Raw genomic sequence first — 23475 nt, 5'->3', positions numbered from 1 at the left:
CCTGTTCCAGAGTGCGCGCGCACAAGCCCTGGAGCAATAATCCCTTCTATTATATGGTAGCATCATGGAATTGTAAAGAAAAAACCATTATCTGTACAGGAAATCCTCGGCCCCCCTGGTGTAATGGAGTTCCCCGTCTTCCGTAAGAAAAATGCCGTAGATTTGGTCCATTGACTCTATGAGCCTGGTCCCCTCTTCCAGTCCCAGGGCAAAGCAGGTGGTGCTCAGTCCATCCCCGTCCACTGACCTGGGTGAAATGATGGATACCTGGGTCAGCCCATTTTCATATGGATACCCGGTAGAAGGATCCAGTATATGATGATAGTTGACGCCGTCCTCCACAAAATGCCTCTCGTACACGCCGGAGGAAACCACGGACATGCCGTCAATTTTCAGTGCGGCCACAGTCTCTGTATGGGTGGCATACGGCCTCTGAAGCCCTATCTTAAAAGGAGTGCCGTCCGGCCGTTCTCCCACGCAGAGCACATTTCCGCCCAGGTTGATGACCGCGCTTTCCACTCCCTTATCTTCTAGGTATGCCTTCATCTGGTCCGCTATAAAGCCCTTGGCTATGGCTCCCAGGTCAATGGTTGTCTCGTCATTGAGGAAGGTGATCTGCCTGCCATCCAGGATTACATTTTCATATCCCACCTTTTTCAGATCCGCCTCAATCTCTTCCCTGGGCGGCACATGGGGCATCTTGCCCGTAAAATCCCACAGGGAGCTCAAAGGCTCTATGGTTATATCAAAGGCCCCCCGGGACATGCGGCAGTACTCCAGCCCCTCCGCCAGTACCTGGGCTGTTTTCTCCGATACGGTGACGGTCCTCTCACCCGGCCTGCGGTGGTTCAGTTTATAAATCTCGCTGCCCTCCAGGGTCTTGCTGAGCAGCTTCTCATAGTCGGAACACAATGTCATGCAGCCGTCCAGAATGGTCTGGTCCTCTGTATCATATAAGGTAACGGTGACAAATGTGTTCAACAAAAAAGACGACCTGGTGACAGGATCCGCAACTTTCTTGCTGCATCCTGCCAGCCAAGCCGTGCACATGATAATCAAACCTGCTGTTATTATTGTCTTTAATCCTATATTTTTCATGCCTTACATTCTAGCACCCGGCCCTGTAAAAGTCAAGGCAGCCGCATTAGGCTTTGGTCTCTTCCATGTACTCATCCATCACAGCGTCCAGAATGTTCTTAAGTGTCTCAGGCGCCCTGCCTCCCACCGGAGTGCCGTCAATCTCACTGGCAGCCACGCACAGTTTGGTGGAGGATGTCACCAGAACCTCGTCCGCATCCATCATCTCCTTCAGGGTATACGGAGTTTCGCTTACCGGAATTTCCAGTTTCTTACAAACGCGAATCAGATGGGCCCTTGCAATACCCGGAAGAATTAGGTTGTCGGCAGGAGCCGTGTAGAGAATTCCGTCCTTTAAGATATGGCAGTTGCTATGGGCACATTCCGTCACACGGCCGCCTCTGTGGAACACTGCTTCCTGGCATCCTGCTTCCTTTGCTTTCTGGGCAGCCATGACGCTGGGCAGCAGATTCAGGGTTTTGATGTTGCAGTGGAGGAAACGGGTGTCCTCCTGGGTGAGCAGACGAATCTTCTTATACAGGTCCGGTGTTCCCATGGGCTTTAACATAACCCAGAGATTTGCCGGTACATTCTCCGGAAATTCATGGGTCCTGACAGCGGTCCCCCTGGTTACCTGGAAGTAAATGAACAGATCTCCGGTGTCCATCTTATTTACCAGGTCCCGAAGCAGCGCCTTCAGCTCTGCCTTTGTGCATGGCACCTGAATCCTGATAAGGCCGGCGCTGTTGAAGAAGCGGTCAACATGCTCGTCAATTGCAAAAATCTTGTAATTGCGGCAGGGACCTGCGTCATATACGCCGTCTCCAAACCAACATACCCTGTCATTCATGGGAACGCTCATATTCTCCAGTTCGCCGTACTTTCCATTATAATAACCAAGCGTTTTCATATATGTAATCTCCTTTTTAATAAAGTTCTCATTGGAACATGCTGTTAAAACCGCCTCTTCTCTTCTTCCGGTATGGCGGAATACATGTTTTTGATTTCCTTCAGCACGAAATGGGTCCTGGTGGCAGATACACCGGGTATGCTCTTGATGGTGCGGTGGATGCGCTCCAGCTCATCAGAGGAGGCGCAGGATATCTTCAGCACAAAGTCATAATCTCCGGTCAGATAGTAGCAGTCCAGGATGTTAGGGTGGTCCATGATAACCTCCGTGAAGGAGTCATGGAATCTGGGATGCTCCAGGCTGATTTCCATCAAGGCTGTGACATCGTTCCCCAGAGCCTTGGCATCCACTCTTACCGTATAGCCCTTGATTATGCCGGACTCTTCCATCTTCTTGATGCGGTCCAGTACGGCTGATACAGACAAATGAATGGCTTTGCTGATGTCTGAGGCTGTTTCCCTTCCGTTCTCTTTTAGGATGTTCAGTATCTTATAGTCAAGTTTATCCATCTTGTCCCCCTGTTATTTTAGCTTTTCAAATGTGATTTCGTAGTATATACTGGTAGGTGGATAGAATGCATTTTCTGCACTGCCCTCTGTCCCGGTCACGGGCTTCGTGGACATTATAACACAAATCATCCAGGAGTTGTACTATGAATCTCTCTTATTTGAAATATGCGGTAGAAGTAGAAAAAACTGGGTCCATCACAAAGGCGGCTCAGAATTTTTATATGAATCAGCCCCATCTGAGCAAAATCATCCGTGAGCTGGAACGGGACCTGGGATGCGACATCTTCGACAGGACCAGCCGCGGGATGGTTCCCACCAAAAAGGGGGAGGAATTCCTGCGCTATGCAAAGGCAATCCTGGTGCAGGAGGAACAGATCGAGGCCCTGTGCGTAAAGAACAGCGAAAAAGCACTGGAGGTGAATCTGTGCGTTCCCAGAGCCACCTATATTTCCTATGCCTTCTCTGAATTTCTTAAAAATATGGACAGCTGTCCCTCTGTCAATGTTCATTACATGGAAACCAATTCCAGGGACATTATCCGCGGCGTGTCGGGCAAGACCTTCGACGTGGGCATCATACGCTGTCAGGCCCTTTATGAATCTTATTATATGAAGCTTCTCCAGGATGAGAACCTGGAGTGGAAGGAGCTGTGGCAATTTTCCTGCAATGTCCTTATGTCCTCCGGCCATCCCCTGGCCTCCGGGGACAATCTGACTTACCTGGATTTTACCGATTACATTGAAATCGTCCAGGGCGACATCCAGAACCCCTCCTTTACCTTTGAGGCCCAGGATGCCTCTGCCACCGGAGGCAACTCCAAGAAAACCGTTTCCATCTATGACAGGGGAAGCCAGTTTGAGCTGCTGCGCCAGCTGCCCGGTGCCTATATGTGGACTTCGCCTGTGCCCTACGGCTGTCTCACCTCCTCAGGCCTGATTCAAAAGACATGCAGTTATCCCGGAAACATCCACAAGGACCTGCTGATTTACAGAAGCGGCTACCGCTTTTCCAAGGAAGAGGAGGAATTTCTCCGGTGCCTCTCACGGATGGTAAGCCGTCTCTCTGATTGACCGGCCATATAAATTTCATAAGCCCGTCAGCCCCTCAATTACAGCGGCTGACGGGCTTATGCTTTGCGTTAAGATCCCGTTTGTACCTATTTACATAGTGTAGTATCTATGAAACAGCGTCTTTATATGGAACCGTATCTTTAGACAGGACAGTGTCCCATTCTACCATGATCCGGAGAGAATCCTCGCCAGCTCACTGTCCTCGTTCAGTATAACAGTCTTATTATCCCCTCTCATGGAAGCCTTCAGGGCATCCAGGGAGCGCACATAATTATAGAAGTCGGCCTTTGCCTCGTCATTGTAGGCGTCGCTTAATATCTGCATGTATCTGGCCTCGCCCTCCGCCTTGATTTTCTCTGCCTCCGCATTGGCCTTGGCTATGGTCTCCTTCACCGTCTTATCAGTCTCATTCTTAATCAGGGATGACTGGTAATCGCCGTCAGCCGTATACTGGGCGGCAATGTTGTTTCGCTCGGATATCATTCTCTGGTACACGGATTCCTTGTTGGAGTCGGGAAGGTCCAGCTTCTTTGTCTCCACCGCGTAGATGTGAATGCCGTAGGAATCCATGGCATCACCGATGTTCTCCGTGATGGTCTTAGCCAGGTTCCCGTCACGGCCTGATATGATATCCGCCTGGTTGGTGGAGGAAAGTACGTTTTTGATGGAGTTATATACCACGTTCCCCAGTCTGACCTCCGCCTTTTCCTTGCTGGCGTTCAGGGACGCCAGATATTTCACCGGATCGTTGATATCCCATATGACAAAGGAGTCAACAGTCATTACCTTTTTATCCTTTGTGGTGACATCGCTTGGGTACAGGTCGGAAATCATCTTATACTTAGGTATCTTCTGCACGGACTGCAGGAAGGGAACCCTGAGGGATGGACCCGCCGAATTCTCCACCCGGACCACCTTTCCGAACTGGATAATCAGGGAGTACTCATTGGATTTTGTGACCACCAGCGGATTAAAAATGGTGACAGCCAGGAGCACGATAACAAGTATTCCCATATTTCTCATAAATTTAGTCAATGTCTTCATTACTGTCCGCCTCCGTTCTGGTCATTGTCCCCATTCATTTCATCCACGTCATAGGCGCCGGACTGGCTGCTGTAGGAACCAGTCTGGGAACCGGTGCTGCTCTGGGTCCCGGTGACAAAGGAGTCCAGCGGAAGCATGGTCTGAGTCCCGTCTGAGCCGTTTATGATGACCTTGAGCTCCGGCAGAATGTCCTCCATGGTCTCGTAGAACATCCTCTTCTTTGTAATAAGAGGATACTTTGCATATTCCTGGTACATATCGTTGAACCTGGATACCTGCCCCTCCGCCTCGCTGATTCTCTGCTGGCGGTAGGCTTCCGCATTCCTGGCAGCCTTGTCGGCCTTTGCATTGGCTGCCGGAAGCTGCTCGGACTGGTACTTCCTGGCCTCGTTGATTTTGGTGTCCATACCCTGTTTTGCATCCTCCACTGCCTTGAACGCATTGTTCACTGCATCGGTAGGCGGCTGCGCGTCCTGGATGGTCACATTGTTAATGCCCAGGCCGATGTCCTCCTGCTCCAGGCGCTCAGACAGCAGTGCCTTCACCTTTGCCTGAATCTCGGATTTGCCGGTGGTGATAACCTCGTCCACGCTGTAGGATCCCACCGTATCCCTTATATAGGACTGGGCCAGGTTCTTTAAAATAGGAATGGCCGTGTCGCTGTGGATATACGCCTTAATGGGGTCCACAATCTGGTACTCGATGTAAAAATCCACATTCACAAAGTTAAAATCCTTGGTTATCATCTCTGACTCAGACGTAACCGTTATCGGATTGTTCTCGCTGTCAGCATGATTTTGTGCATTGTAATCCGGGTCATATCCAATGGGCATGCCCTTGATTTCCTTGGACATCTTATGTACCTTCTGTATGAAAGGCACCTTGAACTTGGGCCCTGAGGTAGTGACGCTGCTTGGACGGCCAAAGGTGGTCAGCACTGCCATCTCGTTCTCTGACAGGGTATAGAAAGAATCAAAGGCAGCAATGGCCAAAACAGCCACCACAATGGCTATCTTTATGGGACGGAGCATCCGCTTCATCCTCTTATTGCTTTCTTCCCCGTTGTCAAATACTACTTCCGGTCCCTGGTCTTTTTTACCGCCTCCAGGTCCCACGAACTTCTTACCCATGAAAAAATTCATCCGGTATACCCCTTTCTCAGTCATTTTAGAGAAGTATACCATAAGTTTCACATACCGGATAGCATTTCCCCCGAGTTTCCAATAATTTTATAATTCCTTCAGGGAGATGCCGGAAAAGGAATACCGGTATTCCTTTTTCATACCTACCCATTCCAGACCAATGGTGTTAAGATATAATCGTTAAAGAAATAACACACCAAAACGACATTTTACATATACTGGGAGGTATTATCATGAGATTTACACTGCCAAGAGATTTGTACCATGGAAAAGATGCACTGGAAGCCCTTAAGACCCTGAACGGCAAAAAAGCCATTGTTGTTGTGGGCGGCGGCTCCATGAAACGGTTTGGTTTTCTGGACAAGGTAGTTGATTACCTGAAGGAAGCCGGCATGGAAGTTAAATTATTTGAAGGCGTTGAGCCTGATCCATCTGTGGATACAGTTCTGAAAGGCGCTGCTGCCATGCAGGAATTTGAGCCTGACTGGATTGTGGCTGTGGGCGGCGGTTCTCCCATTGACGCGGCAAAGGCAATGTGGGCATTCTACGAATATCCCGACACATCCTTTGAGGACCTGATTACACCATTCAGCTTCCCCACCCTGCGTACCAAGGCTAAATTCTGTGCGATTTCCTCCACATCAGGAACAGCAACTGAGGTTACCGCATTTTCCGTTATTACTGATTATAAGAAAGGCATCAAATATCCCCTGGCCGACTTCAACATCACACCTGATGTGGCTATCGTGGACCCGGCCCTGGCTGAGACCATGCCAGGGAAGCTGACCGCGCACACAGGAATGGATGCCATGACCCATGCAATCGAGGCTTATGTCTCAACCCTTCACTGCGAGTATACGGACCCGTTAGCACTCCATGCCATCGAGATGATTAACGAGTATCTGATACCTTCTTATAACGGGGATATGGAAGCCCGTGATAAGATGCACGATGCACAGTGTCTGGCCGGAATGGCGTTCTCCAATGCTTTGCTTGGAATCGTACACTCCATGGCACATAAGACAGGTGCTGCATATTCCGGCGGTCACATTGTTCACGGTTGTGCTAATGCAATGTACCTTCCCAAGGTTATAAAATTCAACTCCAAAGAACCTGAGGCCGCCGCCAGATATGCAAAAATCGCTAAATTTATCAACCTTCCCGGCACAACAGAGGAGGAACTGACCGATGCCCTTATTGCCCGTCTCTTAGAGATGAACAAGGCACTGGACATCCCGGCCTGCATAAAGGATTATGAGGGCGGAATTATCGATGAGAAGGAATTTATGGATAAGCTTCCAAAGGTTGCCGAACTGGCCGTAGGCGATGCCTGCACCGGCTCCAACCCAAGGTCTATCACTCCAAAGGTCATGGAACAGCTGTTAAAATGCTGCTACTATGACGAGGAAGTGGATTTTTAATGCCCCTTTTGTGTTACACTCCATATAAACGGTTTGTTTTTACTGCCCGAAAAGGGTGGGAAAGAATTCATCTTTCCCACCCTTTTCACGTTGCCAGAAGCTGTTCCATATAGCGCAGATACCCGCACAGGCCTGTGATAATGAATATTTCCAGAAAACTGGTGATAAAGCCCGCTTCCAGGAGGAAGAGGACGGAGCAGGCTGCCATCATCCACAGGATACCCCATGCCCTGCGAAAACGCATCCGGTCGCGGGAGCTGAGAAAGCGGAGGAAACCAATGATGCTGAAAGCCAGCAGCACCGGCGAAAAAAATGCCAGCAGCACATGGATATCCGCCTTTAAGGGATATTCCTCCGGCATATAGGGAATCATAACTGCCATGAGGAGAAAGACTGCCGCTGTATACATGAGTGTCCTGCCTCCCGAATTTCTGTACCTTCCTATGTGAAAAAGATAACGCACATACACACAGTAATAGATGCCGGTGGCAAATCCCCACACCGCAAACAGCAGCTTGTTTCCGGTCCGGTTGCCCAGGACAGACAGGTTGGTGCCTGTCCAGCTGTCAAGGGATGCCAGGAATATGGTCGCGCCGGGAATCAGATAAATCGTGAAGAGGTCGTATTTTCCTTTAAACCGTACATTCCGGCCCTGCATGGTCCTGCCTCCTTTATCAGATGATCCCTGCTCTTAAATCTGTCCCGGGTCGCCTGTTGCCTGGATATCCGGGACAATGAGGAAGGGAGCTCGCACATCTGCTTTCGATGTGCCGCTCCCTATCATTATCTGATGAAGTGCCTGCTTTTACACTTGAATCATTTTCCTTGGAAGGCATCCGTCCTCCAATTATGCCATTGTTTTTAAGAGCTTTTCCACAGAGGAAAGCTTCACGCAGAGGGTAAACAGCTCGGCAGCCGTAATCAAATCCCCTAACGTGGGGTAAGTGGGCGCAATACGGATGTTGCTGTCATGGGGATCCTTTCCATATGGATAGGTGGCTCCCGCAGATGTCATAACCACCCCTGCCTTCTTACATCTGGCCACGATATCCTTTGCACAGCCATCCAGCGAATCAAAGGAGATAAAATATCCGCCCCTTGGCTTTGTCCACCGGCCGATTTCCAGTCCTTCCAGCTCCCGATCCAATATCTCCTCCACTGCCTCAAATTTAGGCCGGATGATATCCGCATGCTTTCTCATATGCTCTACCATGCCGTGGATATCCTTAAAGAAACGGGCATGGCGCAGCTGATTTACCTTGTCGTGGCCAATGGTCTGGTTCTTTAGCTGGGCCTTGATATCCTCCAGGTTATTGTGGGAGGTGGCAATGGCCGCAATACCGGAACCGGGGAAGCTGATTTTGGAGGTGGATGCGAACTTGTAAACCAGATCAGGATTTCCGGCCCTCTTGCACTCTGCCAGAATTTCAATCAGGTGATCCTGGTCATGGTCATACAGGTGATGTACGCCGTAGGCATTGTCCCAGAATATACGGAAGTCGGACGCAGCCGGCTTCAGCCTTGCAAAACGGCGGACCGTCTCGTCTGAATAGGAATAGCCCTGGGGATTGGAATACTTGGGCACGCACCAGATTCCCTTGATGGAATCATCAGAAGCCACCAGTTCCTCCACCATATCCATATCAGGTCCCTCCTCGGACATGGGGACATTAATCATCTCAATGCCGAAGTATTCTGTGATGGCAAAATGGCGGTCATATCCGGGAACCGGGCAGAGGAATTTCACCTTATCCAGCTTGCACCATGGCGTACATCCCATGATTCCGTGGGTCATGGCCCTGGATACGGTATCGTACATGACGTTCAGGCTGGAATTGCCGTAAATGATAATGGTGGAAGGATTCACCTCCATCATATCCGCCAGCAGTACCTTGGTCTCGTCAATTCCTGTAAGCACACCGTAATTGCGGCAGTCCGTACCGTCCTCACAGGTCAGGTCGCTGGTGCTGCTCAGTACGTCCATCATACCCATGGAAAGGTCCAGCTGCTCCACACACGGCTTTCCCCTGGACATATCCAGCTTCAGGTCCTTTGCCTGAAACTCACGGTACTGTGCTTTCAGGTCCTGACGCAGTGAAAGCAGTTCCTCTTTTGTCATCTCTGCATATGGCTTCATAATATCCTCCTGGCTCACTATATTTTCTATAAAATGTGTCCGTCAGGCATACATCTGTCAGCCACCGGTCAACATTTTCGTACATTGTACACAAGCATACACCAATTGAAGCATTCCGTCAATACAAAATTTTCTTATATTGTCAAAAGGTATACTTATGTCATTTTCCATCTGTCTCTATCACAGCTTATGCATCCCCGCCGTCAAGCAGCTCCCTTACAAGCTGGTTCACCATGGCCGGATCCGCCTTGCCCTTCATGGCCTTCATGGTCTGTCCCACCAGGAATCCCATGGCCTTTTCCTTGCCGCTCCTGTAATCCTCCACGGACTGCGGGTTGGCAGCCATGACCGCCTCAACGGTGCGGCGCAGGGCGCCTTCATCCCTTATCACCTTGAGGCCCTTTTCCTCCACATACGCCTCAGGATCCGCATCGTGCCTGAATATCTCTTCAAACACGGTTTTGGCCACCGTCCTGTTGATGGTGTTTTTTTCCACCATGCCGATAAGTGCAGCCAGATGGGAGGGGGACAACCTCATGTCCTCCGGCTCCATTTCCTGCTCCTTCATCAGGCGCATGGCCTCCACCATGAGCCAGTTGGAGGCCTCCTTGGGCCGTCCGCTCAAACGCGTGGTCTCCTCAAAGATATCCGCCATGTGCTTGGAACTGGTAAGAAGCCTGGCGTCATACTCAGGAAGACCGTATTCCTCCATGTATCTGGCGATTTTCTCCGTGCGCAGCTCCGGCTGGCGGGCCTTTACCCGGGCAATCCACTCATCGCTTATGACCACCGGCACCAGATCCGGATCAGGGAAATACCTGTAATCCTGGGCATCCTCCTTGGACCGCATGGCCTTGGAGCTCTCCTTGTTGTCGTCCCAGCGCCGTGTCTCCTGGATTACCTTCCTGCCGTCTTCCAACAGCTCAATCTGGCGCCTGCGCTCCCCTTCTATGGCCCTGGCAATGGCCTTAAAGGAGTTCAGGTTCTTCATCTCGGTCCTGGTGCCAAACTCAGCCGCCCCCGCCTCTCTCACGGACAGGTTCACGTCCGCTCTCATGGATCCCTCCTGAAGCTTGCAGTCAGAAGCGCCCAGGTACTGGATTATCAGCCTCAGCTTCTCCAGGTAGGCTATGACTTCCTCAGCACTGCGCATATCAGGCTCCGACACAATTTCAATCAGCGGGACTCCGCTGCGGTTATAATCCACCAGGGAACAGTCCTCCCACTCATCATGAATCAGCTTGCCCGCATCCTCCTCCATGTGGATTTCATGGATTCCCACGCGTTTCTTAAGGCCGGACTCAGTCTCTATGTCCACCCAGCCGTCGTGGCAGACAGGCAGGTACAGCTGGGATATCTGGTAGTTCTGCGGATTATCCGGATAAAAATAGTTCTTTCTGTCAAATTTACAGTACTGGTTAATCTGGCAGTTGGCAGCCAGTCCCACTGCCAGCGCATACTCCACCACCTGCTTATTTAACACGGGAAGGGAACCCGGCATACCGGTGCATACGGGGCAGGTATGGGTGTTTGGCGCTCCCCCGAACCGGGTGGAACAGCCGCAGAAAATCTTGGTTTTGGTGGCCAGCTCCACATGGACTTCCAGCCCGATGACGGTCTCATACTGTTTACTCATGGCTCATCCTCCTCTCTGCCTCCCCTGCAGTGACGCCGGACGGCTCCTCTGGCGTCCCGGCAGTCACAGGCGGCAGCTTCCACTCCCGCGCCTTCTCGTAAGCATAGGCGGCCCGTATGATGCTTTTTTCCTTAAAACAGTCCCCTATGAGCTGCAGTCCAATGGGAAGCCCCTTTGAATCCAGGCCGCAGGGAAGGCTGATTCCGGGAAGACCGGCCAGGTTCACGGAAATGGTATAGATATCTCCCAGATACATCTTAAGGGGATCACCAAGGGACTGGCCTAACCGCGGGGCTGTTGCCGGCGCTGCCGGAGCCAGTATGACATCATAGGACGCAAACGCACGGTCAAATTCCTTCTTAATCAGGGCCTTGGTGCGGAGGGCCTTCAGATAATATGCGTCGTAGTAGCCGGAGCTAAGCACAAAGGAGCCCAGCATAATGCGGCGCTTCACCTCCGGCCCGAATCCCTGGGAACGGCTCTTTTTGTACATGCTGTGAAGCCCCTCGTATTCCGGCGCCCGGTAGCCGTACTTTACACCGTCAAAGCGTGACAGGTTGGAACTGGCCTCAGCGGAAGCAATCACATAGTAGGCAGGTATGGCGTACTCCACCAGCTTAAGGTCAAAGGTTTCCACGATGGCCCCCTTTTCTCCCAGCACCCTGGCTGCTTCCAGCACAGCGTCCTTTACCTCCTGATCCAGCCCCTGTCCGAAGTAAGATTCCGGTATGCCAATGCGCATTCCTCTGACATCCTCTGACAGGGCTGCGGTGAAATCACAGTCACTCCGCTCCATGGATGTGCTGTCCTTGGGGTCATGGGAGGCCAGAACCTCCAGGACAGCCGCGCAGTCCGACACGTCCTTTGCCACAGGCCCTATCTGGTCCAGGGATGAGCCATAGGCAATGAGCCCATACCTGGACACGGTCCCGTAGGTAGGCTTGATGCCCGTGACGCCGCAGAAGGAGCTGGGCTGGCGTATGGATCCGCCCGTATCAGACCCCAGGGCATAAAAGCATTCCCCGGCAGCCACCGCCGCGCATGAACCGCCGGAGGAGCCCCCCGGCGCATGTTCCGGGTTCCATGGATTCCTGGTAACGCCAAAGGCGGATGTCTCCGTGGTGCTTCCCATGGCGAATTCATCCATGTTGGTCTTTCCCAGGATAACGGCTCCTGCCTGCTCCAGATTGGCAACTGCCTGGGCCGTGTAGGCGGGGATAAAATTTTCCAGTATTCTGGAACTGCAGGTGGTCCGCATTCCTTCCGTACACATGTTGTCCTTGACAGCCACAGGTACTCCGGCCAGAGGTCCGCTAAGCCTTCCCGCCTCAATTTCCGCCTGGACCTTCCCGGCCTGTTCCATGGTCTTTTCTTCATTCACTGTCACATAGGCATGGATGGATGGCTCCATGGCCTTTATGCGTGCCAGAGATGCCTCTGCGGCCTGGACCGCGGTGATATCCCCTGACTGAATCCTTCTTCCCAGCTCCAGGGCCGTCATATCTAATATGCTCATGTTCCCATTCCTCCTACTCTACAGTCTTAGGCACTTTGAATGCTCCGTCCTTTTGCCGGGGGGCGTTGGAGAGAATCCGGTCTCTCTGGTCCACGCCCGTGACCACATCCTCCCGGAACACGTTGTTCACCGGAAATACGTGGGACATGGGCTCAACGCCCTGTGTGTCCAGTTCATTTAACTTATCTATATAATCCAGCATCCTTCCCATATCCGTCTTTGCTTCCTCCTTTTCCTCCGGGGATAGTTCCAGCTTGGCCAGGATGCCTACATACTCGATTGTCTCGTCACTTATGATATTTGCCATAATTTCCTGCTCCTCTCAGTCATTTTCCTGTCCCTATGGCTCCAATCTGGTCACATCTCTTGGGAACAAGGATGCCTCCCTGACATTCTGTTCATCCAGGAGCCTCATGGTAAGGCGCTCCAGCCCAATGCCCAGGCCGCCGTGGGGCGGCATGCCGTATTTGAAAATCATAAGATAGGAAGCAATGTCCTCCGGATCCATGCCCCGCTTCTCCATCTTGTCTGTGATTTCCCTGTAGTCGTGAATCCTCTGCCCGCCGGTGGTCACCTCCAGTCCCCGAAACATTAGGTCAAAACTAAGCGTGAATTTGGGGTCTTCCGGGTCATCCATAGCATAGAAGGGCCGTTTTTTGGAAGGGTAATGTGTGACGAACACAAAATCGCTTCCATACTCTTCCTTGAAATACCGTCCTATGAGCAGCTCCTCCTCCGGCTCCAAATCATAGGGATTGCGTATCTTCCTGTCATATTTCCTTGAAACAAGCTCCTTTGCCTGGTCAAACCGGACCGCAGGAATCCGTCCCACCTCCGGCAGGGTCACTCCCAGCATATCCAGCTCCTTCTTATACTCCTGTTCCAGAAGTCTCATGACATACTGGAGCATTCCCGTCTCCATATCCATCACATCCCGGAAGCTGTCGATATACCCCATCTCGAAATCCAGGCTGGTGTATTCGTTGAGATGGCGGGTGGTATTATGCTTCTCTGCCCGGAACACAGGCGCCGCCTCAAACACCCTGTCATATACACCCACCATGGTCTGTTTGTAAAACTGCGGGCTCTGTCCCAGCTCTGCCTTCTTATTAAAATACTCCAGCTTAAATACGTTGGAGCCTCCCTCAGCTCCTCTCGCCACGATTTTTGGGGTGCGTATCTCCGTAAAGCCCTGGCTTAAAAGATAATCCCGAAATCCCCTTACAATGCCTTCCTGAATCTTGAATTTGGCCCGCTCCCTCACATTGCGCAGGGAGATGGGGCGCAGGGAAAGCTTTGTCTCCAGGGATGTGTTAAGCTTCCATTTGCTGACGGCAAGGGGCAGGGGCTCTGCTGGCTGGGACAGCACCCGGATTTCCTTCAGCCTTATCTCAAAGCCCTGGGGCGCCCGTTCCTCGGCCTTCACAACACCCATCACCTCCACGGCGCTCTCTTCCTTCAAATCCCTGATGTCAAAATCCGTACCCCCCGCCTCATATACACACTGCACCAGTCCCCGGGACTTGCGCAGGATGACAAAGGCTACCTCGCCCATATGGCGTATGGTATGAACAGCCCCGTTCATCCGTATTTCCTTCCCCTCGTATTCCCCTTCAAGCACTTCCCTGATATCCAGGACTCTCTTCTCCTTAACTCCGTTTACAAATTCCATGACTCTCTCTCCTCGCTATGAGCATTTGCTATGAGCACTTGACATCTGTACTTTTGATGTCCAGTTGGATTTCGGTTCCGGTTGTTTTTTTCATGGACATGAGCCGGCTGTCTGGTCCACAAATAAAAAACGCCCCGGAACACAGTAACTGCATTCCGGGACGGGATTAAATTCAGACATTTCCCGCGGTACCACCCGCATTGAGACCTGGTCCCGCAGCAAACTTCCCTGCTTTTCCAGCTCCCCTCTCTACGTACGTAACGTGTACAACGGATATACCTACTATCAGCCCTCTTCTGCCCGGCATCTTCCGGTTCAGGCCCTGACCGCTTCGATATACCAGCTCCAGAGTGTTCCCTTAGCCCAGTCCTGCCCGGCGGCGCTCTCAGTCGGTGACGCCCCCTTCCTGTCACATTTCTCAGGCCAGAGTCTCTTTCATTGCTGTTGATTATTTATTTACTAAAATAGTACATCACTGATTCAAAGTCAAGGACAAATGTTTATCCGGGATGAATTTTAGATAATTTGACTATAAATCATCCCATGTCTGAATATTTATTGTGATAATTGAAAGAGTCTGCCGCCATTCCATGAAACGGTTGGAAAGCAGGTCCCGGCATATCATATTTTTGCTCCGCCTGGCATAAACTGCAATATGGAAACTACTATACATATAAAGGAGCTCATGATGTTATCCATCCATGATTTTCAGTATTCCTCCGATGCACCCTATCCACCCGTCAGGGCAGAATCCGTGAATCCGGCCTACGCAAGGGTGATGTTGGACAACATAGGCGGAAACAATTCAGAGATGTCCGCCATATCCCTCTATGTCTTCAATCATCTGATTACCGGATACAATCCAGATGTCAGCGCCGTATTCCACAAGGTCAGCATCGTGGAAATGCATCATCTGGATATATTTGGAAAACTAGCCCTGCAGCTGGGGGAGGAACCGCGGCTGTGGACCCAGCACGGATGTAAAAAGATATACTGGTCCCCCAGCTGCAACCAGTATCCCGGAGAGCTGCGGACCCTGATGCGCAATGTCATCGACGGAGAAAAGGCAGCCATCAGCAAATACCAGCACCAGATTTCCTACATACGGGATGAAAATATCACTGAAAACTTAAGGCGTATTATTTTGGACGAACGGCTGCATGTGGAAATTTTTGAAAAGGTATACGGGGAATATTGTTCCTGACCGCCCTTAAGCATGGCGTATATTGGTAAATTCCGATATCTCCCTGCTGACTGTGCATAAATCGTCCACATCCATATCGTGAATGTTGTCATGCCCCGTAATCCTGGCAAATGTCTTTATCTCCTCCAGAGATACCCTGAGGAAATTAGCCACTCTCTGCGCGGCCGCATCCTCCTTAAAGCGGCTGCGCAGCCTCTCGTCCTGGGTCGCCACGCCCACGGGACACATTCCGGTGCCGCATATGCGGTACTGCTGGCAGGCGGCTGCCATCAACGCAGCGGAAGCAATGGCCACTGCGTCCGCGCCCATAGCCAGTGCCTTTGCAAAATCAGAAGATACTCGCAGACCGCCCGTTATCACCAGCTGGGCGCCGCAGCCTGTCTGGTCCAGGTATTTTCTGGCCCTGTAAAGGGCATAAATCGTGGGCACGCTGGTAGAATCCCTGATAATCTTAGGGCTGGCTCCGGTCGCCCCTCCCCTTCCGTCAATGGTAATAAAGTCCGGTCCGGCATAGACGCAGAATTCCAAATCCTTCTCAATCCTTCCCGCCGCAATCTTGATGCCGATGGGCCGTCCGCCGGATACCAGGCGCAGCCTGTCCACCAGGCCCTTCAAATCCTCTTTTGTGTCAATGCCCGGGAAACGCGACGGACTGATGATATCCTGCCCCAAAGGCTTATTCCTTATGGCCGCAATCTCCGGCGTCACCTTGCCTCCAGGCAGGTGGCCTCCCATGCCCGGCTTTGTGCCCTGCCCGATTTTTATTTCAATGGCGTCTGCTTCCCTCAGGTTCTCATCCGTCACACTGTACTGGTTGGGAACATATTCAAATATATACTTGTAGGCCGCCGCCTTCTCCTCCGGCAGAATGCCTCCCTCGCCGGAGCACATGGCTGTGCGTGCCATGGCGCTTCCCCTGGACAGCGCTGTCTTTGTCTCCCTGGAAAGGGCGCCAAAGGACATGTGTGAAATATAAACCGGATGGTCCAGCACCATGGGCTTCGCCGCATGTTTTCCTATAATGGTTTCTGTCTTTACCGGGGCGTGTTCGTCCAACGGCATGGGATTCAGCTGAGCCCCCAGAAACAGGATGTCGTCCCAGCCCGGCATGGGCATCTGGGTTCCCATGGCAGCAATGATGGACTGTCCCTTCACGGCCATCTCGTGAATCTCGTCCATATAGCGGGCGTCGGTCTGAGTCCTGGCATACTCAGGGTCATAGGACTCAGCTTCCCCTGTTCTGCCGCCGCAGTCTTTGCATGTTTCCCGTGTCTCCTGCTTTTTAACGGGCTCCTCCTTCTCCCTGTCCGGAGTCTTTCCTCCCCCCGTTCCATCCTCTGCCCTCACCAGCTTGTCGGCCGTGACCATGCACACGGGACAGACCTTTAAATCGGATATCGGTACCCCCTCCTTTTCCTCATCATAAATAGAACCACAGAATCTGCAACGGTATACTGCCATTATGTTTCCCCCTTCTCTTGTTCATCGTCAATAATAGTAATTATTACTATTTTAAATATAGCACAAACAAAGCTCAATGTCCAGCATTTTATACCCCCATATGTCATTGACTTACCGTTATAAGTAATGTTACAATATCTTTCATGCACAAATGAGAAAGGAAGTCGCACTACATGTCACAAGAAAACAAAATGGGCGTCATGCCCATTAATAAGCTGCTCATATCCATGTCCCTGCCCATGATTATCTCCATGCTGGTGCAGGCCCTGTACAACATCGTGGACAGCGTGTTTGTATCCATGATTAACCAGGCTGCCCTGACTGCGGTATCCATGGCATTTCCCATCCAGAACCTGCTGATTGCAGTATCTGCCGGAACCTGTGTGGGCGTCAACGCCCTGCTGTCCCGTTCCCTGGGGGAGAAAAATTCAAAGGCGGCCAATCTGGCTGCTGTCAACGGCCTGTTCCTGGCCTTCCTGAGTTTCCTGGCCTTCGCAGTCTTCGGCCTGTTCGGCTCCAGGCTGTTCTTTGAGAGCCAGACAAACAACCCGGTCATCATTGAATACGGCGTACAATATCTTCAGATTGTCTGCATCTTCAGCTTCGGGCTATTTGGTGAAATGATGTTCGAGCGTATTCTTCAGTCCACGGGCCAGACCTTTTACTGCATGATTACACAGGGCACCGGCGCCATTATCAATATTATACTGGACCCCATTCTTATCTTTGGCCTGTTTGGAGTGCCGAAAATGGGAATCCAGGGAGCTGCCGCCGCCACTGTATTCGGCCAGATTGTGGCCATGTTCCTGGCCCTCATCCTGAACCATGCCAAGAACAAGGAGGTACGGATTAATTTCAGATCGTTCACCCCTAACTGGAGAACTATTTCCATTATCTACCAGGTAGGCGTGCCCTCCATTATCATGCAGTCCATCAGCTCTGTCATGACCTTTGGAATGAATAAAATCCTGATTGGATTTTCCGAAACAGCCGTAGCCGTATTCGGAGTATATTTCAAGCTTCAAAGCTTTATCTTCATGCCCATATTCGGACTGAACAACGGCATGATACCTATTGTGGCCTACAACTACGGGGCCCGCAGCAAAAAACGCATCATGGAAACGGTCTGGCTGAGCATCGGCATCGCGATGGGCATCATGCTCATCGGACTGATGGTGTTCCACCTTATGACGCCCCAGCTGCTCACGCTCTTCCAGGCAGACGAGGAAATGCTGTCCATCGGCGTCCCCGCCCTGCGGATCATCAGCCTCAGCTTCCTGTTCGCAGGATACTGCATCATAGTGGGATCCGTGTTCCAGGCTCTGGGCAACGGCGTATACAGCCTGATTATATCCGCAGCCAGACAGCTTGTATGTATCCTTCCCCTGGCCTGGTTTTTTGCCCGGACCTTTGGGCTGCATGCAGTGTGGCTCTCCCTGCCTCTGGCTGAAATCACCTCCGTGGTGCTCAGCTCCGTCCTGTTCCGCAAGATTTATCTGGATAAGATAAAACCACTGGGACAGCCAGCCGCCTGATGAATGCCGGATAAGGTATATCAGATTATGAATGCCGGCTACTAATTTATGTCTGGATAAACAATACAAAACGGGCTGTTTGGGAACAGATTATATTCCCAAACAGCCCGTTTGCCGATCTGATTGCATTGGCTACTCCGCCGCGTAATTCAATCTCACCGTAATATTGGCAGTCTTATACCGGGAGCTGGTGTCCAGGTATCCGTCGTAGCTGTAGGATTCCGACCCGGAATTCTTTGCAGTAATCTGGAACACGCCCAGGGCCGCGCTTAACAGCTTGCCTGCCTTTGCTCCTGAACCGGCAGACATGATATCAATGCGCTCCTTTGCATTGGCAGTGGCTTTCTCAATCAGATCCAGCTTCACCTCATCCAGCTTGGTGTAATAATACTCCGGCAGCTCAGACTCGAACTCCACTCCTGATTCAATCAGCTTAGTGATATCCCTGGAAATATTTTCTACCTTGTCAATATCATAGGATGAAACCGTCAGACTCTGGGTCAGATCATATCCGTCCGGCTCATCTCCCAGGTATTTGCCCTCGTCATCGTATCTGGATGTATAGGTCTGGGAAATGTTGACGGAACTGAATATCATCTCATCCTCCGCCACCTGGTTCTCCTTCAGATACTGCCTTACCAGTTCCGCGTCCTTCTTGATGATGGCGTAGGCATCCCTGGGCGTATTCCCATGGACAGAAAAGCTGCCTCTCCACACAATCAAGTCCGACTCAAAATCACAGCTGGCAGAACCGGTGGCCGTGATTCCGCTTCCCCCGCCGTTCTTCTTATAATCCACCAGTCCGCCTGTAAAGATGCTGACGCAGATAATGGCGCTGAGCGCAGCGATGAGTGCGATAAGCACAGATCTGCCCTGGGCCATAAAGCCTGTCTTTTCCTTTTTCTCCCTGTTCTCTTCCAATCCCTCACAAACCTCCTTTTATATACATGTTCCTGCAAACCTGCGCGCCCGGCGCAGGTTGTGGTGGTTTTAGTATAGCACGTAAGAGCCGGGAGAGACCTGACGGCTTTCTTAATATTTACGGTCAAAATAAGGAGGAGAAAACAGGGGATGTGTTATCCCCCTATCAGAACATCCAGCCGTTTAAGGGCTTCTATGTATATCTCCATGGCATTGGTGAGATTTTCAATCTTCACGCATTCGTCCGGCTGGCCGCCGCCGTGGCCCGGAGGACAGGGCTTTTTCTGTCCCCGGATGCCCGGCCCAAAGGCGACCGCATTTGGCAGCTTCCTGGCGTAGGTGCCGCCGTCCATGGAGCAGGCTTCTGCCTCTGTCCCCAGCACCTGGCAGCACAGGGACGTAAGCTCCCTTACCACCGGGCTTTCCGGGTCAATGACACAGGGCGGGTTATCCCGGTTCCAGTCCAGAATCCACCCGTATGTTCCGGCTATCGCGCTCATCTGCCGCACCAGTGCTTCCGCGTCGGCCGTCACCGGATAACGGATATTAAAATTCTGTATGAACCGTCCCCTCTCTGTCCTGGCCATGCCTCCCGCCAGGGTAAGCCTGCCGGACAGTCCACCCTCAAAGCCGATGCCCATACCTTCCCCATAATAATCAGCAAATCCCTGGTCCGGGAACCGGAAGCAGGCTTTTTCCTTCTCTGTCAGGAAGGGGGCTCCGGCCAGCACACGGGCCAGCTTCACCGCCGCGCTGTCAGAACCCTCGGGAAAGGCGGCATGCGCTGTTTTCCCGGCAGCCTTTACAACGATATGGCCGTTGTCCTCAACCGAAAAATCCTAGGGGATTGCGAGGCTGTCCACATAATCCCGGACCGCCCGGCATTTACCTGCCGGGAAGGTCTGGCATACGCATAGAGGATTTAATCGTGATTACGGAAAAGGGCTGTGAATCCCTGAATACCATGACAAAGGAACTGATGATTGTTTAACTTATTGAACGGGATATGGGACGGTTGGAGGGAGCAGCCAGTGGGCTTTATTCCCCCCTCTTCCACTTTCTGATTTCCTCCAGCCTGCCTTTTACAGGTTCTTCCGCGCCCTGGTCCGTAGGACGGTAATATTTTCTTCCCTCCAGGGAGTCCGGCAGGCACTGCATCCGGGCTATCTTTTCCTTTGTATCATGGGCATACACATAGCCGTCGCCATAATGCAGGTCCTTCATGAGTCCGGTGGGAGCGTTGCGTATGGTAAGGGGCACCGGCTCCGCCAGCATGTTCTGGGCGTCTGCCTTGGCGGATTCATAGGACATATAGGCGGAGTTGGATTTAGGCGCCATGGACAGGTAAATTACGGCGTGGCTCAGATGTACATTACATTCGGGCATTCCCAGAAAATGACAGGCCTGGTAGGCAGACACTGCCAGCGTCAGTGCCTGACTGTCCGCCATCCCTATGTCCTCGCTGGCAAAACGGACCAGCCTGCGGGCCACATACAGAGGATCCTCCCCAGCTTCCAACATACGCGCCAGCCAGTATACGGCTGCGTCCGGGTCAGAATTGCGCATGGACTTGTGGAGCGCGGATATAAGGTTGTAGTGTTCTTCCCCTTTCTTATCGTACAAAAGACTCTTTTTTCCGATGCACTGCTTCAACACATCCTCTGTGACCGTGGTCTTATCCGGACTGATTACCCCGTTTGTCACTGCCATTTCCAGGGTGTTCAGAGCCGTCCTGGCATCCCCGTCTGCAAACCCGGCAATCATTTCGATCATATGGTTCGTGATTTCCACGTTCAAATAGCCCAGTCCTTTAGGACTTTTAAGCGCGTTCTTTATAAGGCGGGCCAGGTCATCCTCCGTCAATGCCTGGAGCACAAAGACCCTGCACCGTGACAGGAGAGCGCTGTTTATCTCAAAGGAAGGATTCTCCGTGGTGGCCCCAATCAGAATGATGCTTCCCTTTTCAACATAAGGGAGAAATGCATCCTGCTGAGCCTTATTAAAACGGTGTATCTCGTCCACAAATAAAAGAGTCTTAATTCCCATCCTCCGGCTGTTCTCAGCCTGGGCCATGACCTCCTTGATTTCCTTGATACCGCTGGTAACAGCGCTGAAATTAATGAACTGGGCATTGGTCCGCTTTGCAATGATTCCCGCCAGTGTGGTCTTACCCACGCCGGGAGGCCCCCAGAAAATCATGGATGGAATCTTATCCTGCTCTATGAGCTGGCGCAGCAGCTTCCCCTTTCCCAAAAGATGCTCCTGTCCCACAAATCCATCCAGGTCATCCGGACGCAGCCTGCTGGCCAGGGGATTGTATACTTCTCTGTCATCGAATAATGACATCTGTTTCATGGCTTTTCCCTCTCCTTTCATAAATGGTTCTGCATTAGGTAATTACGAAACTCTGAATTTTTATATTCACCTTGCACAAAATATCTTGCTTAATATATTCAATTTAGATTCATTCCTATACGATGTGCATAAATTCTGGTCAGTGAGTTTCGCAATTGCCTAATGGTTCTGCATGATTAAGAATTGGTGTTAGTATTGGGGTGGTATTGGGTGAGTGTTGGTATTGGGTTGATATTGATACTGTATAAAAAGCAGCCAAAAATGGTATTCTGGAAGCCTATCACGAAATCAGCCAGCTAAAATAAACCACATATCCAGCAGTGGTGGAAAGGAAAAGCATATGTATATAAAGCATGTTATATTTCAATCCACAAGGCCCTCGCGGGCCTCGACCAGGGCGGGGTTCAACTCCCCGGACAGACCATGGTGATTTCAATCCACAAGGCCCTCGCGGGCCTCGACGTGGTTTGACATGATATTGTCCGGTGAGAAAAGAATTTCAATCCACAAGGCCCTCGCGGGCCTCGACCTATAACGCCGTTCATTTTTTTACCTGCAGCAACAATTTCAATCCACAAGGCCCTCGCGGGCCTCGACGGTACTTACTCAATGAGTTGCTGTCCATCATCGAATTTCAATCCACAAGGCCCTCGCGGGCCTCGACTTCGTCCTCAAGCTCTTCCAGCCTATTTTTTGTGATTTCAATCCACAAGGCCCTCGCGGGCCTCGACGTTATGTGGCGATTATAGCCAGTATACACCTACTGATTTCAATCCACAAGGCCCTCGCGGGCCTCGACATACCATGGAGGAAATCTATTATGAGTATAAGAATTTCAATCCACAAGGCCCTCGCGGGCCTCGACATCATGGTCCGGTACTGGTCAACCGACATTCCCGCATTTCAATCCACAAGGCCCTCGCGGGCCTCGACGTGAAATACATCATGTAGACACAATTGGCATGGGATTTCAATCCACAAGGCCCTCGCGGGCCTCGACATTTATCTGATTTATGTGTAATAAGTTATCAATATTTCAATCCACAAGGCCCTCGCGGGCCTCGACCTTATACAATGACCGGCTGCACAGCTGGCATAGGATTTCAATCCACAAGGCCCTCGCGGGCCTCGACGACGCAAAAGCAGAAAACATAGTTACATCATATAATTTCAATCCACAAGGCCCTCGCGGGCCTCGACTGCTTGACCGGAAATCCTACTTGCTATCCAAGCAATTTCAATCCACAAGGCCCTCGCGGGCCTCGACCAGAAACAGGAAATTAGCATTTCCGGGAGAATTGGAATTTCAATCCACAAGGCCCTCGCGGGCCTCGACCCCCTGGAACCCTGCCTTCACGGCCTTTCCCAGTATTTCAATCCACAAGGCCCTCGCGGGCCTCGACCACTCACTGTCATTTTTTCCCTCTTTATCTAACTATTTCAATCCACAAGGCCCTCGCGGGCCTCGACTACTTAATGATAAATCTATCTAATATCTTCTGTATTTCAATCCACAAGGCCCTCGCGGGCCTCGACTGATATGCTGGATGTACGGACAATCACAGACGAGATTTCAATCCACAAGGCCCTCGCGGGCCTCGACAGGACCTGAGAAAACAATCCGTCCCCAATTTCCATATTTCAATCCACAAGGCCCTCGCGGGCCTCGACGCTCGAATATGTCAAGGTCGGTTGGAACAAATTTATTTCAATCCACAAGGCCCTCGCGGGCCTCGACATTACTCCAACAAATACCGCATCATCCCCCGAATATTTCAATCCACAAGGCCCTCGCGGGCCTCGACCACTCACGGATGCGGTTGATTATCTGCCGGTCGATTTCAATCCACAAGGCCCTCGCGGGC

At 51.5% G+C, this 23475-nt stretch carries 20 protein-coding genes and 1 CRISPR repeat array (1 of these 21 cut by a window edge); of the genes, 5 read left to right on the top strand and 15 right to left on the bottom strand.

Features of this window, described 5'->3' with window-relative positions; translation table 11 throughout:
- Nucleotides 1-87: 87 nt before the first annotated feature.
- From LA360_RS25055 to LA360_RS25045, 3 genes are all read right to left on the bottom strand, one after another.
- Complete coding sequence (locus LA360_RS25055) at nt 88-1050, bottom strand: FAD:protein FMN transferase (RefSeq protein ID WP_089775442.1); 963 nt, start codon at nt 1048-1050, stop codon at nt 88-90.
- 94 nt (nt 1051-1144) lie between these two features.
- The gene (locus LA360_RS25050; protein WP_022203213.1) at nt 1145-1987 is read right to left on the bottom strand and encodes an aminotransferase class IV; all 843 of its coding nucleotides are present in this window, start codon (nt 1985-1987) and stop codon (nt 1145-1147) included.
- A gap of 44 nt (nt 1988-2031) precedes the next feature.
- A complete protein-coding gene (locus tag LA360_RS25045) occupies nt 2032-2496 on the bottom strand; it encodes an Lrp/AsnC family transcriptional regulator (RefSeq protein WP_022203214.1) in 465 nt (154 codons plus the stop codon).
- A 143-nt stretch (nt 2497-2639) separates the two neighbouring features.
- Here LA360_RS25045 and LA360_RS25040 point away from each other — a divergent pair, with 143 nt between their 5' ends.
- Nucleotides 2640-3566, top strand: coding sequence for a LysR family transcriptional regulator (locus LA360_RS25040; protein WP_022203215.1), 927 nt, complete (start codon nt 2640-2642; stop codon nt 3564-3566).
- A gap of 162 nt (nt 3567-3728) precedes the next feature.
- Here LA360_RS25040 and hflC read toward each other — a convergent pair whose 3' ends face one another.
- Entirely contained in the window at nt 3729-4610 is an 882-nt protein-coding gene (gene hflC, locus LA360_RS25035) for a protease modulator HflC (protein ID WP_002588303.1), read from the bottom strand.
- Nucleotides 4610-5752 (bottom strand): FtsH protease activity modulator HflK, encoded by a 1143-nt coding sequence (gene hflK / locus LA360_RS25030; RefSeq protein WP_002588302.1) that lies wholly within the window; start codon nt 5750-5752, stop codon nt 4610-4612. The genes hflC and hflK overlap by 1 nt, the downstream gene beginning before the upstream one ends.
- Before the next feature lie 233 nt (nt 5753-5985).
- On the opposite strand from hflK, the gene LA360_RS25025 reads away from it, so the two are divergent.
- Complete coding sequence (locus LA360_RS25025) at nt 5986-7173, top strand: iron-containing alcohol dehydrogenase (protein ID WP_022203217.1); 1188 nt, start codon at nt 5986-5988, stop codon at nt 7171-7173.
- Nucleotides 7174-7258: 85 nt separating this feature from the next.
- On the opposite strand, the gene LA360_RS25020 is transcribed toward LA360_RS25025, so the two are convergent.
- The 6 genes from LA360_RS25020 to aspS all read right to left on the bottom strand — a co-directional run bounded on the left by LA360_RS25020 (nt 7259) and on the right by aspS (nt 14134).
- Nucleotides 7259-7831, bottom strand: a complete 573-nt coding sequence (locus LA360_RS25020; protein ID WP_022203218.1) for a hypothetical protein — start codon at nt 7829-7831, stop codon at nt 7259-7261.
- Nucleotides 7832-8020: 189 nt separating this feature from the next.
- On the bottom strand, nt 8021-9310 hold the full coding sequence (locus tag LA360_RS25015; RefSeq protein ID WP_022203219.1) for an aspartate aminotransferase type Ic: 1290 nt from the start codon (nt 9308-9310) through the stop codon (nt 8021-8023).
- A gap of 187 nt (nt 9311-9497) precedes the next feature.
- Nucleotides 9498-10946, bottom strand: coding sequence for an Asp-tRNA(Asn)/Glu-tRNA(Gln) amidotransferase subunit GatB (gene gatB, locus LA360_RS25010; protein ID WP_057571784.1), 1449 nt, complete (start codon nt 10944-10946; stop codon nt 9498-9500).
- Nucleotides 10939-12462 carry an Asp-tRNA(Asn)/Glu-tRNA(Gln) amidotransferase subunit GatA gene (gene gatA / locus LA360_RS25005; protein WP_022203221.1) on the bottom strand — a complete coding sequence of 508 codons (1524 nt, stop codon included), beginning with the start codon at nt 12460-12462 and terminating at the stop codon, nt 10939-10941. The genes gatB and gatA overlap by 8 nt, the downstream gene beginning before the upstream one ends.
- Before the next feature lie 13 nt (nt 12463-12475).
- The gene (gatC, locus tag LA360_RS25000; protein ID WP_002588296.1) at nt 12476-12769 is read right to left on the bottom strand and encodes an Asp-tRNA(Asn)/Glu-tRNA(Gln) amidotransferase subunit GatC; all 294 of its coding nucleotides are present in this window, start codon (nt 12767-12769) and stop codon (nt 12476-12478) included.
- A gap of 33 nt (nt 12770-12802) precedes the next feature.
- Nucleotides 12803-14134 carry an aspartate--tRNA(Asn) ligase gene (gene aspS / locus LA360_RS24995; protein ID WP_022203222.1) on the bottom strand — a complete coding sequence of 444 codons (1332 nt, stop codon included), beginning with the start codon at nt 14132-14134 and terminating at the stop codon, nt 12803-12805.
- A 688-nt stretch (nt 14135-14822) separates the two neighbouring features.
- On the opposite strand from aspS, the gene LA360_RS24990 reads away from it, so the two are divergent.
- Complete coding sequence (locus tag LA360_RS24990; protein ID WP_022203223.1) at nt 14823-15338, top strand: ferritin-like domain-containing protein; 516 nt, start codon at nt 14823-14825, stop codon at nt 15336-15338.
- Nucleotides 15339-15344: 6 nt separating this feature from the next.
- On the opposite strand, the gene LA360_RS24985 is transcribed toward LA360_RS24990, so the two are convergent.
- Complete coding sequence (locus tag LA360_RS24985; RefSeq protein ID WP_022203224.1) at nt 15345-16799, bottom strand: glutamate synthase-related protein; 1455 nt, start codon at nt 16797-16799, stop codon at nt 15345-15347.
- 173 nt (nt 16800-16972) lie between these two features.
- On the opposite strand from LA360_RS24985, the gene LA360_RS24980 reads away from it, so the two are divergent.
- Nucleotides 16973-18334, top strand: a complete 1362-nt coding sequence (locus tag LA360_RS24980; RefSeq protein WP_022203225.1) for an MATE family efflux transporter — start codon at nt 16973-16975, stop codon at nt 18332-18334.
- A gap of 132 nt (nt 18335-18466) precedes the next feature.
- Here LA360_RS24980 and LA360_RS24975 read toward each other — a convergent pair whose 3' ends face one another.
- Nucleotides 18467-19255, bottom strand: coding sequence for an SIMPL domain-containing protein (locus tag LA360_RS24975; protein ID WP_022203226.1), 789 nt, complete (start codon nt 19253-19255; stop codon nt 18467-18469).
- A 155-nt stretch (nt 19256-19410) separates the two neighbouring features.
- Entirely contained in the window at nt 19411-20001 is a 591-nt protein-coding gene (locus LA360_RS24970; RefSeq protein WP_225537694.1) for a zinc-binding metallopeptidase family protein, read from the bottom strand.
- Nucleotides 20002-20102: 101 nt separating this feature from the next.
- On the opposite strand from LA360_RS24970, the gene LA360_RS24965 reads away from it, so the two are divergent.
- Nucleotides 20103-20246: a hypothetical protein gene (locus tag LA360_RS24965; protein WP_330411469.1), complete on the top strand. Its 144-nt coding sequence runs from the start codon at nt 20103-20105 to the stop codon at nt 20244-20246.
- A 47-nt stretch (nt 20247-20293) separates the two neighbouring features.
- Here LA360_RS24965 and LA360_RS24960 read toward each other — a convergent pair whose 3' ends face one another.
- On the bottom strand, nt 20294-21610 hold the full coding sequence (locus LA360_RS24960) for a replication-associated recombination protein A (RefSeq protein WP_057571793.1): 1317 nt from the start codon (nt 21608-21610) through the stop codon (nt 20294-20296).
- A gap of 360 nt (nt 21611-21970) precedes the next feature.
- Nucleotides 21971-23475: a CRISPR direct-repeat array (repeat unit 33 nt; unit sequence ATTTCAATCCACAAGGCCCTCGCGGGCCTCGAC) (it continues 1822 nt past the right edge of the window).

The sequence above is a fragment of the Enterocloster clostridioformis genome (genome assembly GCF_020297485.1).
GTDB classification, from domain to species: Bacteria; Bacillota; Clostridia; order Lachnospirales; family Lachnospiraceae; genus Enterocloster; species Enterocloster clostridioformis.
This window is presented reverse-complemented; position numbering and strand designations above follow the sequence as displayed.